This is a genomic window from Shewanella sp. VB17 (genome assembly GCF_013248905.1).
Lineage (GTDB): Bacteria > Pseudomonadota > Gammaproteobacteria > Enterobacterales > Shewanellaceae > Shewanella.
This window is the reverse complement of record NZ_JABRVS010000001.1, coordinates 615,290-633,606: the sequence shown is the minus strand read 5'-3', so window position 1 is coordinate 633,606 and position 18,317 is coordinate 615,290. Positions and strand designations below refer to the sequence as shown.

The window sequence follows — 18,317 nt, the reverse complement described above, 5'->3', positions numbered from 1 at the left end:
CGCTGACCCTGTCGGGCCAACATCTTATTCCGTTAATAAATTATTCGGTGAATAATTCCTCAAGCAACTGGCTAACGGTCCGTTCACCACTAACCAGACCATGCGGTCTCGAACAATCACGGCGTTCAAATGGATAGGTTGGTAAAACTCGACGTCGATAGTTGTTCTGCTCGAAATATACCGACCAGTCAACTTCCCGCCCCCCAGCCCAAAGCGACCCCAGAGCATTTCGCCAGCTCATTTCATTCAAGCCGACAGAGGCGTCGAGCCAAGTGTGACTCTGGCAATCTGCGCTTTGCAAAGACAAAACCCCCCCGGATAACTCGGTGGCTTCAAGAGGTATTCGTCCCAGTTGTTGCGGCGCTTGCTCTGTGCCATGTAACAGCTGATCGATGGCATTTCCCCAGCTAACTTCGCGCCAAAGTACCGCAGCCACCAACCACATATCACCTTGATACAAGACTTTGTCTGGTTGTACGCCCAGTAACATCAGGTATCGTATGGTGGCATAGTGCACACAAAACCAGGCCAGTGTGCCCTGTGCCACCCTGCTATCTTGATCCTGCACCACAACTTCATGACCCGTGTGATCATGTATCGCTTTTTGTGCCTCTTGCAAAGCTTCAACAAATCGATGTTGACCACGCCAGGCAATACTGTCCAACGACGGCAACTTATCAGTCAGTTTCAAGCAGAAAACAACTTGCTCAATCGGCTGAGATAACGAAGCTTGCTTGTTATTTAAAGCCAGTGCCAAGTCACGTAACTGAGAAATCAGATCGTTATAACTTTGCGGATAAAGACACAAAGCATATTCATGGCGGCAACGGCCAACCAGGGTGGAATAACAAATATCGCCTAAAACAGAGTCTCCATTTTCTTTACCTGATGGGCCTTGTAAATCATCGAGGTAGCGTTGATTTAACCTTGTCAGGGCAGACAAGGTTCGTGCCGATAAACAAAAAATATGGCCATCAGAAAATGGCTCACTGACATTACTGTCAATATTGTCATGTGCAGCAACAATCACATGTGCATTGGTGCCACTAAAGCCAAAAGAACTCACTGCACAGACAAGTTCATCCTCTGATGATGACTCCAGCGGTATTGGCGAAGTTGGAATACGAATGGCCTGAGAGTCGATTTCTAATAGTGGATTTAGTTCTGATAAATGTAAATTTGGAGGGATCCGTCGGTGCTTAATCATCAATAAAACTTTCAGTAAACCAACCGCACCGGCAGCACTTTCTGTATGCCCTAAATTACTCTTTACGGCACCGATATAAAGCGGATTATCAGCATCATGACCGACACCATAGGTTTGCTTGAGGGCTGACATTTCGATGGGGTCTCCAAGTTGAGTCCCGGTGCCATGAGCTTCGACATAACTAATTTTTGATGCGGATAAATTGGCCTTAGCCAAAGCTTTTTCAATTAGCACGACTTGTTGGCGTGCACTTGGCGCAGTCATACTCTGCCCCTGACCGTTTTGATTAACAGCACCTCCCCTGATAACCCCCCAAATCTCATCACCATCAGCCTCAGCTTCAGACAAACGTTTCAGCAGCACCATGGCACAACCTTCAGAACGAATATAACCATCGGCACCACTATCAAATGTCCGGCAACGCCCACTAGGTGACAACATACCGGCTTTGGACTGAACAATATTATTCGCTGGCGAAAGGATTAAGTTTATCCCCCCAGCCAGCGCCACGTTGCACTCCCCCTCACGTAATTGCTGTGCAGCCATTAAAACCGCGACAAGAGAGGACGAACAGGCAGTGTCTATCGCCATGCACGGCCCTTTCCAATTCAGCTGATAAGCAATACGACCAGGAATAGCACTAATGTGATGCCCCTGACTCATTAATCCCGTAATTGCTTTCGCTTGACGCTGTGACAGATCTGCAAAGTCTGATGGTCCAGGGCCGATAAATACACCGCCCTGCTCTGCCAAAGCCTCTGGTGTATAGGCTGCAGACTCAATTGTTTCCCATGCAACTTCCAGTGCCATCCGCTGTTGCGGATCCATGTATTCGGCCTCGCGATCGCTAAGACCAAAAAAACGATTATCAAACCCGTGCACATTGGTGATCTGACCACCATCATTAGTGCACATTTTACCATTTTCAGTACCGTCTTCAGAGAAAAAGCGCTTAACCTCCCAGCGTGTGCCGTCAAAAGGTCGTACGAGATCAACACCTTCAACTAACTTATCCCAGAAAGCGTCGATACCATCGGCTCCAGCGGGCAAACGACAACCCAAACCAATGATGGCAATATCGTCGTTACTTGAAAGATCCGATTCAGAAAAATGGCCAGATACCGCCTTTTCTTTAACCCGTGTCGCGCCTTTAGTTTCGAGACTCTTGCTGTCAACACTGTTATTTTCAGTATTATTGCTTTCGGCATTGCCAAGACTAAGAGTTGAACTAACAACTGCTTCTGTTTGTACTGTCGCATCAAAAGTACTGCTATGCTTGCGCAACTCTGTCAGCAACAAGCGCGATACAGCATAAATACTTGGCTCGTCAAACATCAGCGACACCGGCAACTTTAATTTCAACTGTGCCGCAAACCTGTTGCGCAGCTCTACCGACAGCAACGAATCCATTCCCATATCTTGCAGTGAACGCTTATGATCAATAACATCAGTGGCATTAATAGCTAGCACCTGACGTACCGTTTCTTCCACATAACTAGACAAATGTTTAATTGCAACAGTATCAGATTGACGCTTCAGCTCCTTTGTCAGATCCCTGTGTTCCCTTGATGATTGAGCCGTATCGTCATCAATATCTGGTAAATTTTCAGTCGTCTCAGCAGTAAAATAAGTCAACAAAGGTAAAGGAACACGTTCAACTAAATAAGCGCGGATACGCTGCCAGTCAAAGCGTGCAATAATAGCTTCCGTTTGACCACTGGCCAAGGCATCAATCATAGCGGCAAGAGCAATAGAAGGCTCAAGCATTCTCAAACCGGAACTTTCTATTTTCCTGCGCAAACGCGGGTCACTGGCCATACCAACTTTCGCCCATGGTCCCCAATGAATCACTGTTGCAGGTAATCCCGCAGCATAACGGGCCCGTCCCAAAGCGGCTGTAAAACCATTTGCACTGGTATAACTTGCCTGACCAGCGGAGCCCACTAGGTTAGCAATGGAAGAAAACAAAACAAATAACTCTATATCTTTACCCTGCGACAACCGATGCAGATTGATAGTACCTGTGACTTTGGTTTGCATCACTTGTTGAAAATGCATCAAACTAAGATTCTGCAATGGGGCATCTGCCAATTGTCCTGCCCCGTGAAAAACTCCGGCCAACGGCAGACGAATGGAGGCTGACACCCTAGTTTGCAGCTGGTCAAAATCAGCAATATCCGCACAAACTAATGTCGAGGGTACACCCTCTTTTTCAAGTAACTTCATGGTACTTAACACATCGGCATCTTCTGGTCCCCGGCGAGATACTAACAATATCTGACCAGCACCGGCTCGTGCCAGCCAACGAGCAACGGCCAGCCCCAGCCCCCCCAGACCACCGGAGATTAAATAAGCACGATCGCTACGCACAGCAACCGACTTCGAAATGACTCTATCGGCCTGCAGTAACCGACGGATATATCGACGCCCCTGGCGAAAAGCCAGGTGATTCTCATTATCATCAGCACGCAGTAGCAAATTAACCTGTGCCATTTTATCTTTCAAACTGCTATGAGGATCCAGATCAATATTCCATGGCCGCCACTGCGGTTGTTCCATACACAGAGTTTGCACGAAACCATTAACCATACCATCAACCATATTGACGACAGTATGACCGGTAATGCTTTCAACACCTTCAGTAATAAAACCCAGTCTCAGCTCTGCAATATAGCCAAGTTCAAGAAGAGCCTGACTTATATTCAATAACACCTGGGCACGCTGCTCCGCAGCTTTCACTATGGCTATTTGCTGCTTAGCGTCATCGGTCCAGCCCATAGAAAAGCTCGTCACCGGTGCCAACCAAATCAACAAATCCAGCGGCTTGTTAAAACGATGAATATCCAAGCCAGCAAGCACTTCAACAACTGATGCTTTTTGCCACCAGCCTTCAGCCAGAGATTGCCATTGGTTAGGTAACTCCATCCCTGCATCGTCAGACAATACCGCCTGCTCAACTAATACCAGAAAAGGACGTGACAAAATGGGTAAGGTCGATAGTTCAGCCTGCTCTTGCCACTCCATTACATAACGACAGCAGTCATCAGCACTGACATGCTGCAATTGCTTTACTTTTTCATTATTTGGCCAATAGCGACGGCGCTGAAAGGCATAAGTAGGTAATACTAGACGCTGGGGACGGACGGTACCGTATAGCGAAGCCCAATTTAGATCCAGACCGGTCCCATAGAGTAATGCCAGAGCACTGTCCCATGTTCCTATGTCTTGTGAACCTTCAAACAATAAGATAAGTGATGAAACCGCAGCAGATACTCGAGGTGAACCACCGATAGCCAAACACAACCACTGTCTTGACTCATCTGTCACCAGTAACGGCTCCAGCGGGCTCGCCTGTAACCAGGTATCAAGCGCTATATGATCTTGGCAAGTCTCAATACGACTCGCACCACTTTCGGCATCTATCACGGCAATTGTCGGTGGCAACAAATGCCAGCTTTCAAGCAAAGCTTTACGCTTTGATGACTGTCGTAAAAAAGCCAGTCCTTGCGAAATACTCAAGATACCAGCGGCACTGGCCGCAGCTAATTTACCTACTAAATCAGTGCCCGTAACTGCGGTAAGATGCACCCCAGCCGCCAAAATAGTCTTGTATGCTGCACAATGAATTAAATAAGATAAAGAAGCACTATCCTGATCATTATTGCCAGTCTCCCCGTTATCGCTGAGCTGCATATAGTCAGGGGCTTGAGCACTCATTTCCTTGAAATATTGTGTAAACGTCGAACTCGATGTTAACAGTTGTTGTATTAGTGACTGCGCCTTGTTACCCAGATCAGCGAGTACCAGTAATACTCCTTGCGAAGATTCCAGTTGACAACGGGCATTGTCCTGCTCATCAGCAATCCCAGGCAAAGCATTTACCAGTGCCTCCCGCATTTCGGCAATACTATCAGCAACCAGTGCCACCCGCTCCCGAAAATGATTTCGCCCAACCTGGCTGGTATATGTAAGTGCCTGCAGATCAATAGACTCGTCCGACAGATATTCTCGATAACGTACCATCAATGCATGCAACGCCTTCTGCGTAGCCCCTGATATAACAAGTATTTTCGGCCCTCGCCAAGTCACCGCTACTGACTTAAGAGGCACATTTCGCACTATAGCGTGGGCATTTGAACCACTAAATCCAAACGAATTGACTGCGCCATAGCGTAATTTTTGACTATCTTGATCAGTTTCCCCTGCCTGCCAGCTCTGATCATCAACCGCAATCTCTACCCCATCTTGCAAGCTAATATGGGGATTAAGACGGGAGAAATTACGCTGAGGAACGATATGGTTCTTCGACACGCATAAAGCAAGTTTGAGTAAACCAGCAATTCCCGCACAGGCTTCGGTATGACCAAGCAATGCCTTAACCGAACCGATCCATAATGGCGTTTTCGGATTACGATCCCGACCATAAGTTGCCTGAATGGAATTCATTTCAATCGGATCTCCTAACGGAGTTCCTGTGCCGTGCGCCTCAATAAACTGCACTTGTGCCGGGTCTAAGCGGGCATGGTCCAGCGCTGTTTGCATTAGTTGCACTTGTGCCGCAGAGCTTGGAGCAGTTAATCCCTGACTTCGGCCATTATGATTGACAGACGTTGCAGAAATGGCAGCCAGAATAGGATCTCCATCCGCCTTGGCTTGAGATAAGCGCTTAAGTACTAAGACTGCACAACCTTCACTACGCACATATCCATCAGCACGTTCATCAAAGCTCCAGCACTGGCCAGTAGGCGACAGCATACGAGCATTAGAGCTGACAATTGAGGCTTCCGGGGCAAGAATTAAAGAACTTCCCCCCGCCAATGCCACTTTAGATTCCCCCTTAAGCAAACTCTGGCAGGCCAGATGCACACTGATCAACGAGGATGAACAAGCCGTATCAACTGTCATGCAAGGGCCACGCAAGCCAAGAAAGTAAGCCAGCCGACCAGCGTCAACACTAAATGCCTCACCTGATGCATAATAAGGGGAATGTTTGGCAGTATCCCCTATCATATCCGGGCCGTTAAGATGAAGATAATCCTTGTTCATCATACCAATAAAGACACCTACGGACTGACTGTCCAGCTCAGCGCAGGAATGACCACTGCTTTCTATGGCTTCCCAAGAAACTTCTAGCAACAGCCGTTGTTGCGGATCCATGGACTCGGCTTCCCGAGGAGAAATAGAGAAAAAGTCAGTATCAAACTGATCCACCTGATCCAACAACCCCATTGCTCGAGTGTGGATCTTGCCACCAGCCTCAGGATCGGGATCGTAGAACGCCGACATATTCCAGCGTTCATCACTCATTTCACTAATAGCACTGTTTGATGACTGCAATAACTCCCAAAAACGATCAGGATCTGTCACCCCACCCGGAAACCTACAGCCAACACCAACAATCGCTATTGGCTCATCAGCTTGGCTTGGTTGCTCATCCAAGTTAACCAACTGTTTTTTCTGTTTTAATGCTAGCGCTAAAAGCTGGTTTTTCGACAGCTTTGCCAGTCGTTTGAGGTAATCACTTTGCCAAGGTCCGAAATCACTCATCAGTCAACTCCATCGCCAATAAAGCTTGCAAATCCTCATCACATAAATTTTCAATTTCATCCAAGTCGCTGTCTATCAGTATTGGCTGCCTGTTTGCTACATCATCGACAACTTGGGCCACAACCCCTTCGGGAGTTACTAAACCACTGCATGCCAGAACATGTTTCGCCAATGCTTCAAGACTGGGATGATCAAACATCAAGGTGGTTGCAAACGGTGAACCAACACTTTTAGTTAGCGACGCACTCAGCTCTATACTGACAATGGAAGTCACACCATAGTCAGAAAATGGTTTTAGAGGCTCAATCATAGCGGGAGATAACCCGGTTATATCGGCAACTTTTTCAGCCACAAAACGACGAGTACGTTGCAAACGTTCATCACCCAGTGCTCCTTCTAGCGTGTCCGCTAAAGTGATCACCGAGGCCTCTTGCGCTTGGGCCGTACGCAAAGAACTGAGCAAAGTGGGCAAGTGTGCTGCCTCATTGATCAGATCAGTCCGCCAACGTGCTACACAACATTGTGCTTCATCCACTTCCAGTAGGGCAGTAAACAATTCACTGCTGTGTTCAGGATTCAAGGCATCCATATAATGGGCTGCCTGCACCAGCTCCGGCTGTGACAAATGAGCGACCATACCCGTGTCTTGCCAAAGTCCCCAGTTAATAGAGGTGGCAGAAATCCCCTGCTTCCGTAACCAAAACGCATAATAATCAAGTTCTGCATTCGCCAGAGCATAGCTAGCTTGACCCACTGCCCCCAGTAAGCCCACCACTGAAGAAAACAACCATACAAAATCCAGCGTCCCTTCAGGCACAGCATTTAACAGGTTTCGGGCTCCAGCCACTTTGGGTGCATAAACCGCCTGCAAAGAAGCAGGAGATTGACCCGCCAGTAAGGCATCTTCGACAATGCCCGCAGTATGAATAATCCCGCGTATCGACATCTCTTTAGATATGAGTTCAATAATTGTGCTAACTTCAGCCGAAACGGTAACATCACAACAATGCAGAGTTACACAATCCCGCTGTCGGTTAAGCGCCTGTACCCATGCGGGTACTTCATCTGGTACGGTGCGGCCAAGTAGCACAACCTGACCAGCATTTTGCTTGTGCAAGAACTCAACCACCAGGCGTCCGAGTCCGCCAAGACCACCGCTAACTATGTAGCTACCGCTGTCAGCAACCGTTACAGCCGCAGCAGGATTCACGGATGTTAATTTACGCTGATACCAGTTACTACCACGTAGTGCAAAATGCTCCGGCCAAGCCAAAGTTTCACTTGGCAATGCAACTGCCGATGTCAATAAAATTTGCTTAGCTTGGTGCTGTCTCTCTGTCTCGCTCTGAGCATTGTCCACATCTACCAAAGTCAGCGAATGTGTGGCGACTTCCGCCTTTAAGGTGTTGACGAGTCCCCAAACACCCGCACTATTTGCCAATGTCATAACATCAGCTTGCTGCACTGGCTGGGACAACTGCGTCAGAAAAATAGCCCGATGTAAGCACTCTGCCGGAAGTTTTGCTAAAAACTGCAACACCACAAGATCAAGCACTCTTTGCTGCTGCATATCTGAACTGCGACTAGCTCGATCTATCGGCCAGGCATAAACAAAACCGAAAGGTGTCCCCTGGACATCCGCATAATGTCTCAATCGTTCAGCCAGCGCCACTTGAGCAGAACCATCAGCAGGAAAATCAGCAAAGTGAAGCTGCTCAACCTTAATATCAGCTTCCGTTAACAGCGCAGCCAGAGCCGCGCCCTGCCCCTGATCATCACTGAGAATTAACCAAGAGTTCGCGTCATTCTTAACTGTCGCTAAAGGAATAAGTTCAACAGGCTGCTCATTCACATGCCAATCGGGTGTGTAGATAGCAGGAATATGAGCACGTGTCGGCGTAACTCCTAAACTTTCTCGCTTTACCCACAAGCAATTCAGGCCGGTGATCTTGACCAGTAGCTCCCCTCGCACATCATATATGGACATGTCGGTTACCCCCCCCCCGACAGAGCTTTGACATTTACAAGCAACACGTACTTCAGAGGGCAATGGCGCCAGCCAAGTAAATTCTTCAATAATAACGGGGAGTAGCAGATGATCAGCATTGGCTTCCAGTTCATCAAGCATTACCGCCAGTACCGTTTGAAAACACCCATCCAAACTCCAGGGGGTCACTGCGTATCCAGGAGCCAGCTCCATATCAGAAAAGCTTAATTCAACAACAAAGGTATCGTCAGCACGGCGAATATTTTTAATTCCTTGAAATGGAGCTTGGTAGGTGTACCCCAATGCCACAATACGTTGATAGAATTCTTCACCACGCATCACAGCAACACTTATGGCCGGCAATGCGACACTGGCATAACCATCATCGGCACTCACATCAGTGCTTAGCGTTTCGACATTGGCTTTAGCATAAAGGGAATGGTCATTGTCGCCTTCTTGCCACGCAGACAATGCCAGGGATAAGACTGCTGATGGTAACTCTGAAGCCGTGATTTCGACACCATAGCTCTGTTCATTACCTAGCTTGAGCATTTGTTCCAAATGCAAATCACGAAGCACGACAGCCCGCTCTCGCTTCAAACACCTCATTCCGGCTTCAAGCAGCAATGAGATGTAACCACTGGCAGGGAAAATACTGTCACTTCCAATCATATGAGCCCATACTGCCTGATCTCTTTTTGGATCAATCCTGCTGGGAAAAAGACCTAAAACAGTTGCATCCCCTACATTGTTTACCGCGAGTTCTGTGAATTCTCCGGATGAAGGCAATTGCGCCGCAGCAGGTTTTTCCTTTATCCAATAAGAGCTTCGATCAAATTGATAATGCGGAACATCCGCTAGTTGTCTGGAACTTTCATGGGGGTAGTTACGCCAGTCGATACCAAGACCAGCCTGCGCTGTACGGATAAAAACCTCGGCCAGCGTATGGCTATCAGGATCAAGAATACTGGAGAGCCAGATGACACTCTTCTGGGTGTCCACCAAAGCGGCCATATTCGTCAGTACCGGCCGAGGACCAATTTCCACCACCATATCGACACCATGTGCCAGCAGACTACGTACCGATTGCTCAAAACATACCGGCGAACTTATATGATCGGCCCAATACTGGCCCGTCATCTGTTCGCTATATTTATCTCCAATAAGATTGGAAAACAGCGCCAATTTCGGCAGGTTATAGGTCAATGTATCAGCTAAATCCTGGAATGGTGCCAAGATTGGCGTCATAAGTGGGGAGTGAAAAGCGCGTTCAACTGGCAGAGTAAATGCTCTTATTCCTTTTTGCTCGGCATTTGCCACAATCGCAGCCACCTGCTTGGGATCTCCGGCAATGACTTGATTCGAAGGACCATTGAACGCAGCAATAGAGACAAGATCATAATCATGCAGCAAAGGCTCAACATCTCTCAATGGTGCTAACAATGCCACCATACTGCCCTTACGCGTTTGTTCATCCATTAATAGACCGCGATGACAAAGCAAACGAATGGCGGATGCCAAACTCATCACACCGCCATAACAAGCAGCTGCATACTCTCCGACACTGTGACCTAACACAGCATCAGCCTCTATACCTGCCTCGCGCAGCAACTCTGCCAAACTGTATTCAATACAAAAGAGAGCGACCTGTGTATAACGGGGTTGATGAATACGTGTTTGATCCTCTCCCCAGATCACTTCTAACAGTTCAAACTCACCATACTGACGCACCAGAGCAGCACAAGATTCCAGATGTTCACGATATCTTGGACTGAGCTGTGCCAGCGAGCGAGCCATACCAGAGTATTGTGAGCCTTGACCGGTAAACATAAAGGCAATACGTGGTTTTACCTGAGTCGTTGCTGAAACTGGAGTATTTAAAGTAAGGTTTTGCAATTGCTTTTGTAATGATTCCCGCAATGTCTCCAATGAATTAAATGAAAATGTGCATCTAAATTCATGTAAAGTCCGACCTTGGGTCAAAGTTTTGGACAATGCCGCAAGGTCAAGTGATTCACCACACTCATCCACGTAGCGGTTCAACGCCAGGAGATTATTTCGCAAAGATGTCTGTGATTTTGCCGAGATCACAGCAGGAAGCATACAACGACCACTCCACTGGCTCACAGTTGTTTCAATAAATTCTTCGATGATAATATGAGTATTGCTGCCACTGAAGCCGAAGGAACTTATTCCTGCCAACCTTGGCTGATTGTCCGAGGTTTCCCAGCGCTGTCCCCACAACGGGATATCGACATTGGCACGCTTAGTACGTAGTAACTCATTTATCTGCTTAACATGTAAATGAGGGGGGATCCATTTGTTCTTCATTGCCAGAGCCACTTTAATAATCCCCGCCATGCCCGATGCTGCTTCAGTATGGCCCAGATTAGTTTTTACCGAACCGACCTTAAGTGCTGATGGACGTTCAACCCCGTCACAATAGACATTTTTCAACGCCTGCATCTCTACCGGATCTCCCAGATAAGTACCGGTACCATGAGCTTCTACATAACTAACATCCGCCGCGTTATGACCAGACAATGCCAGAGCACGGTGAATAACAGCCTCTTGCGCCTGACCATTAGGTGCTGTGAGTCCATTGGTGCGGCCATCTTGCATCAGTGCCGCGGACTTAATAACCGCATGGATTTTATCACCATCACGGATCGCATCCTCTTTTCGCTTAAGCAGCAGAACAGCTCCACCTTCACTGCGAACATAGCCATTAGCACTACTATCGAAGGTTTTACAAAGCCCATCAATAGATAGCATGCCCGCCTTGGCATAAGCCATGCTCAAGGTTGGTGTTATCATAGTATTAATCGAGCCGGCAACCGCCAACTCAGCGCCGCCATCGGCGAGGTTTTGACAGGCGGAAAAAATAGCCGTGCTCGCTGATGAACAGGCGGTATCTATTGTGGCTGTAGGCCCATGAAAATCAAAAAAATATGCCAATCGACCAGCAGCAGTCGATAAAGCATTACTTCCCCCGTAATAGGCATCTACTCCCTCAAACTCTTGCTGGCGTAGAGTCAGAGCTTCATAATCATGAGTATAAGCTCCTAAGAAAATGCCGACCGGTTCTCCCTCCAATTTTTCAGCATCAATTCCCGCATGCTCAAAAGCTTGCCATGCTAACTCCAATAGAATACGTTGTTGGGGGTCTAGTGCTCTCGCCTCCGCAGGTGTGATATGGAAAAAGTTCGCATCAAATTTATCGATATCCTGTAAGAATCCGCCTTGTTGAATGTGCTGCCACTGCGGATCCAGTGCTTCTAACTCAGCTTTATATTCATGCCATCGGTCATCGGGACATCTACTAATAACACAGCCGCCTTGCTCTAATACCGACCAAAATTGTTCAGGCGTATCGATTCCCCCAGGAAAACGCATCGACATCCCCACAATCGCGATATCTGTAAAGGTATGCATCGAACTTGCTAATGCAGCAGAAGCAGGTTTGACCGTATCACGACTGACAACCTTATCGGCCATGGCCTCCGGCTTATCTTGCTGTGCAATATATTCTGCGATGGCTTTAACCGTGGTATAATTAAAAAAGTAAGCGGGTTCAAATTCAATACCAAATGCCTGATTTAAAAGAAGACGAAATTCCATAAGGCCCATGGAGTCAAAACCGAGCTCTTTCAAAGGGCGATCTTCTTTGATTGTTTCCGGGTTTTTCATGATACGGCGCATACATTCTGCCACAGTGTCAGCAATTCGATCTTTGCTGTCATGAATAATAATTTTCCCCCGGCCGGGTCCTTGTAATCGCGAGGCCAAATCATAGCGGATCAAGATACCTGCGCCTTCATTGTCCACATCTTCAGGTCGCGTACCAGGAACAACCTGTTCTATCGTCGCCCCATGGCTACAATGAAAACGTAATAACGGCTCAACCGGATAACCTTGTGCATCCTTCATAAAAACATATTCTTCCATCGACTTGGACTGTTCCTGATAGCCCAGACAACGGGTAACCCCATAAACAGCTTCTACTTTTGATGTAAGTGCTGCGAGGTCTAAAACATGCTCTAATAAATGCTCACCCAAAGACAGTGATTGATAATCGGGATCCGTACTCAACCCCAACAATTGCCAATAACAGCCGTCATCATTATGAGCACTGAGATAATCTATGTACTGCGATGACAAAATGTTATGCAAGCCATTGATTCGTTGGCTATAAACCACACTAACAACCCGTCCTTCATATTCAACGACTAACTGCCCCTCAGCAAAAGTATGATGACGTGCTTCAATATCTTCAAAGGACAAACGCAGATTTTCAGGCCAGCACGCTTGATCAATAGCAAGTAACTCTGGAATATCATCCAGATGAACTGGCCTGACAATAAAGTTTTTGGGACGCACTTGTTGCAGCACTATACGTGAGAAAGGTGTGGTTTTGGGATAACGAACAAGCGTTGCCCTATCTGGGTACAAACCTGCGCTTGCTAGCGCCTGATGGAACATACCTGCATCGACCAGCACCTGCTTGGACAGCGAATGATAAAAGTCAAAATGAAAGCATTCAGTTTGACTAAAGTACTCTCGTGTCAAAGTCACAGGCAAAGAGAATACTTCCAGTAGAATCAACCCGTGCTTACCCAGTATTTTTGCCCAACGAGTCAAGTAGTCACTTAAATCCCGGGCTATGGTCAATGAGTCTATCCACTCACCTGCTGCATTAATGAAAACATGATCATCCCGAGGTTGCGTATCTTCAGCTACAGCTTCAACATCAATGGGACGATCATGATCTAAAAACGAACGAACATGTAGTATTTGATCGACATCAGTAATGCCGTGAGCACGCAGATCTGCAATTAATATCTCGGGTTTGCCAATATCAGCAGGTAGCAACAAGTGCGGTAGTCCTTCCAGCGTAAGGCCTGTTTCCTGCAAAGATTTCTCATTGAAATCTGCACCAACCAATAACAAGGGATATTCTTCCAAATGTTGGCCACGCAGGCTGTTTTTAACAATTTCTTCATAGAGTGTTTTCAGTAACACCCCGTCACCACACCCCATGTCCACAATATAACTCGGCTGTTCCGATACTGGTGCCTGATTGAAGATCTCGACGACAAATTCAGCGAGATCATTAAAATACTTACCATGTTGAAAACCACTGCCAATCACATTGAGACTACGGTCTACATGTGTTTCATGGCCATCATTGTCACGTCCAAAAACATTAGCCGGATCACCACACAGTAATTCACCCAAACCTAATAGCATGGGCCGATACGAGGCTGTACTTGCCATTGTCAATGCCCGTTCGCACAGATGTTGCCCTTGTTGATTGAACACGAATGCTCCATCAGATTCCAGCAGATCTTTCTGCGCCAAAAAGTGCTGTAAGGCTGGTCGGACATCCGCATGGATATGGGAAGACAAAGTAGTCATTAATGCAGTATCTTGTTGATCAAATCCCTTTTCGGCTAATGCCAGTAACAGAGGAACCATAATGGCACCATCCATCAGCTGCTGCATTTCATCATCAGCCATTCCCCATCCTTGTGCTGCGATACCGAGCCAATATGTCATCTTTTCCACATCAACACCATCAAAAAGATAGGCAGAAAAGTCAATGTGATATAGATCTAAAATAGCCTCTGGAAGCTGACAGGAATCTCGAAATTTCGGACAGAGTGTATAGGTCTCCCGATCGGTCGATGTTACATAACCTAATGCGTGTAAGGTACGGAAAATAAGACGGCTGTAGCCAAGGTTGGCGGACAGCTCTTTGGTTATTTTCCGCACACTAACAGGTCCTTTCTCCAGTGAAGTAATAATTCCAATATCTTGGCAAACGGCCAGCATAGGAACTGCTGTATATCCGTGGAGATAGGTATTAACAACTTCCAGCATACGATCTATCCTTATATCAAATGACGTCTAGTTGAACGAGTTTATTCGTGATCACATCTCTGATGGTTTTCACCAGAGCCAAACGATCTTCATTAATGAAAAAATGTGAGCCCGGCAACCACCGACTGGAAAACTCTCCTGTAGTTTGCTTCTTCCAGGCCATGACTTTGTCGAGGCTAACCATGTGATCAGACTTGCCATTAACACAAAAAATATCATTTTCCAGCGGCGCTCCTGAGACATAGCGATAACTTTCCAAGGCAATCAAATCCGCTCTTAATTGTGGTAGCATTAATTGAAGCAGGTCCGGATTGTCAAAAATAACTTGTGGCATACCGCCATAACTTTGTAACAAATTAATAAACTGAGCATCACTCATTTCTACGACTGGTGTTGGCTTTAATGCAACGGGGAGTTGCGGGGCGGCATGGCCCGAAATAATCAATCCCGTTATCTTAAACTCTTTCCTCAACAATCTAGCAACTTCAAAAGCCACCAACGCCCCCATACTATGCCCCCAAAAAAACACCGGTGACTGACCCAGAGCTGGCTTTATTGCCCTTGCCAAATGCACGATAATTTCATGGATATTAGTCAGTGCCGCTTCTTTTCGAGTTCCTTCACGACCGGGAAGCCGCACGACATATGGAATAACATCTGCAGGTAAGTTTTTACAAAATGCGTGATATGACGACACACCGGCACCTGCATAAGGAAAACAAAACAATTTAGCTTCTGCATCTAGTGGTATTTGCTCCCCTATTTGAGAGCTGAAATATTTATTAAAATCAACGTCAATCATTATGCCATTTCCAAAAATTCTGTTTAACTAATACTCAACAGTGAATAACTCAACAATAAAATAAAGAGCTAACCTAACGAGATGATCGTTATTCACTGATAAGGCACTCAAAAGACCTCATTAACAGAAGTCTCGAAGTGGCTTAGCTTTGATGATAAATTCTATTGTATTTAGCTGGTTACCGTTATGAACAACGGATAAGAGCAAACATATGCGCCCTTGGTCTTGAACAGCAATATTATCTGCTAACGACCTTATGTGAAAACAGGCGTAGTTCCCCATATTCCCCAGTTTTTCACTGTCGGAATACGTAAATCCGCCTTAGGATCCCAATAAGCCTGCAATATAGGATCTTGCTCTTCCTCAGCAAAGCGCTTCAACAAGAAGGGTCTCATCGCTTCGGACATGCGGTACTCATACAAGATGCTACGTACCTCGCTCTTGCGAAAGCCCGCAAGTAATGCCTCACGCTCCACTGATGTAAGATCAGGATGCCAAGTATCAATAATAAACACCAGGCGGCTTTTGTCACCGTTCCATGCTTCATGTTCAAAGCAGTCTTCAAAGATAATTGACTCACCTGTTTGCCACTGTTTTTTTATTTCTCCCACACGAAGTGAACAATCAGACTCAACAATAATACCAACGCTGTAACGCAGTCTTAGCGAATCAACACTACAATGTGCTGCCAAGTGAGTATGGGGGTCCTGCCAAGAGAGTAGCGCTTCACAAAAAGGATGAGCCATACCACAACGAGGAATGTTTGCAGCAATACGCGAAAGAACGGGTGCGTGCATAGTCATAAAAGGCAAGCTGACCCCCATATACCACAAGGGATAGATCAGCCAGGAACCATCTGTAACCAAGCCACCGGAAAACGACAGAGTGCGCTTTCTCAAACGTAAGGCCTCCGCTTTGATTTCTGGAGTAGCTGCACGTAAATAGTCGGCAACCGGATCACCTGCCGGATCGCGTATGGGCTGATTATCAAGCCCAGGAAATATTGGCAAAAAAGTTGGATGCTGCTTGTGTAAAGGCTCAACGTGCGTAGCTTGCTCCATACGCAGTAAAAACTCTTTGACCCGATCCAGATCAGGTCCAGCATCCATAACCTTCTGGTAGTACCCCCCTTCTTTCATTACTTCTAATACGGCTTTACGTATTTCTAAATTTTGTTCGAACGGTGACGACACAATATTCTCCAATTATTTATATGTAATTAATCATCCAGCAAAAAGCTGAAGCAAACATGGATAACTGCAGTGTCTTATGTTTCGCTACATAAAGATTCCATTTCATTTTTTTCCTGACCATCTTTAGGTTGAAAATTCCAAGCGATATCAATATTGTTAAAAATACTTTCTGAAATTTTTTCCAGTAAGTTGATATTGTCCCGCAACCTCATGATCAGAGTTTCGTCATCAATATAATCAATTTGTAATTCTTTATTTAGATTTCTTCCGAACAAAAATGTTTTAGTTAAATCAACATATTCACCGTCTAATTTTGCATCATGCGTAATGGGTTGGCGTTTGAAGTGTTCAGCCACAGAGCGCAGTAAATGATTATAGCGGGCCAGATCGGTATCAATTCGCGCCAAAAACTCAGCATCAAAAAGTTTATTATGAAAATACATTAAACAGGTAACACCAAGATAAATAGCACTATCCCACAGAATTTTTTGCTTCATAACTAATCCGTTACCAAATTTCGGATATAAATCTTCATAAAGCATAGATACAACTTCAGCAAGCTTCATAAAAACACTGTTATGGGAACCCGCTAACTGGCTAATATCTTCCCCTCGAAAATCCCTTACGATAAGATCGGTAATAAAATCATTACTGTAAGCAATAAAATCACTGCCAGGAGAATAGAAAGGATCAATAAAGACCCCTGCTTCACCAGTAATACACCAGCGTTCAGCAGAGAAGACCTGTTTACAACTGTAGGAATAATCAGGATAACCTAAGAAGTCCTGTAATTGATCCCGGTAACCTTCTATTAATTTCGCACATTGAGGTTCGTGTTTGTATAACCAGGCCAGAGCTTTATTAAAAGAACTCATTTCTTTAATGTTATGCATTTTGTTATCGAAAACAATGCCAACACTGGTAGAGCCGGAGCCTAGAGGAATAAACCATAACCAATAGCCTGGTCCCATAAAATGATTGGTACTTAAGCGTTTCGAGGGACCGGAGCGCTTGAGCCATTCGGGATCATCACTTAAACAGCTAATATCCACTTCTGCATCCAGCCTGAACCATACAGCACCATTATGAAGCTTATTTTCTTTTTCTAATTTTAATTTACGCTTAAGAATGTTCTTGCGCCCGGCTGCATCAATCAGCCATCGACAATCAATCGATTTAACTTCTGAGCCTTGAATATATTTAACTTCGTGACGTTCGCCCGGTAACAAATTCACTTGCTGAACCCGGCATTTTGTGTGGACTTCAATATCATTTTCCAAATTTAATTCATGCAAATGATTTTCAAAGCGGCCGCGATCTAACTGATAACTTGGGGTTGTAGGGAATTCACTGGGGCCAATTTCAAAGCGCTTTGTCACATCACTATTGTCGCCCTGAGGAAAAAAATACCGTAAACCAAGTTTGGGCAGCTGGTAGGTATCGATATGTTCTTTTAGTTTAAGTTTTTCAGCAAAATAATAGGCTGCTACCTCAACACTTGACTCACCCACCTTATAACTGGCTTCTGGCGCAGGCCGGCTACCTCGTTCAAGAACGGTAATACTTATTTTTGGCATTTCCATCCGCAACTGACGCGCTAACGTCAATCCAGCCAAGCCACCACCAATAATTAAAACATCTGTTGTTATTCTTCTCATATAAGTTTATCCATAATTATTACTACATTGAAATTCCATA

The 18,317-nt window shown here is 45.9% G+C and carries 5 protein-coding genes; all 5 read right to left on the bottom strand.

The window, feature by feature from the left end; genetic code table 11:
- Positions 1-40: 40 nt before the first annotated feature.
- Entirely contained in the window at positions 41-6,754 is a 6,714-nt protein-coding gene (locus HQQ94_RS02820; protein ID WP_173292987.1) for an SDR family NAD(P)-dependent oxidoreductase, read from the bottom strand.
- Positions 6,747-14,624, bottom strand: a complete 7,878-nt coding sequence (locus HQQ94_RS02815) for a type I polyketide synthase (RefSeq protein WP_173292986.1) — start codon at positions 14,622-14,624, stop codon at positions 6,747-6,749. The genes HQQ94_RS02820 and HQQ94_RS02815 overlap by 8 nt, the downstream gene beginning before the upstream one ends.
- Before the next feature lie 16 nt (positions 14,625-14,640).
- Complete coding sequence (locus HQQ94_RS02810) at positions 14,641-15,426, bottom strand: thioesterase II family protein (RefSeq protein ID WP_173292985.1); 786 nt, start codon at positions 15,424-15,426, stop codon at positions 14,641-14,643.
- A gap of 254 nt (positions 15,427-15,680) precedes the next feature.
- A complete protein-coding gene (locus HQQ94_RS02805) occupies positions 15,681-16,619 on the bottom strand; it encodes an aspartyl/asparaginyl beta-hydroxylase domain-containing protein (RefSeq protein WP_217273982.1) in 939 nt (312 codons plus the stop codon).
- A gap of 74 nt (positions 16,620-16,693) precedes the next feature.
- Complete coding sequence (locus tag HQQ94_RS02800) at positions 16,694-18,277, bottom strand: NAD(P)/FAD-dependent oxidoreductase (RefSeq protein WP_217273981.1); 1,584 nt, start codon at positions 18,275-18,277, stop codon at positions 16,694-16,696.
- Positions 18,278-18,317 lie beyond the last annotated feature (40 nt).

Excerpts from the sequence above, each read along its gene's own strand:
- HQQ94_RS02815 (WP_173292986.1), bottom strand. The coding sequence starts at position 14,624 with ATGCTGGAAGTTGTTAATACCTATCTCCACGGATATACAGCAGTTCCT.
- HQQ94_RS02800 (WP_217273981.1), bottom strand. The coding sequence starts at position 18,277 with ATGAGAAGAATAACAACAGATGTTTTAATTATTGGTGGTGGCTTGGCT.
- HQQ94_RS02810 (WP_173292985.1), bottom strand. The coding sequence starts at position 15,426 with ATGATTGACGTTGATTTTAATAAATATTTCAGCTCTCAAATAGGGGAG.
- HQQ94_RS02820 (WP_173292987.1), bottom strand. The coding sequence starts at position 6,754 with ATGAGTGATTTCGGACCTTGGCAAAGTGATTACCTCAAACGACTGGCA.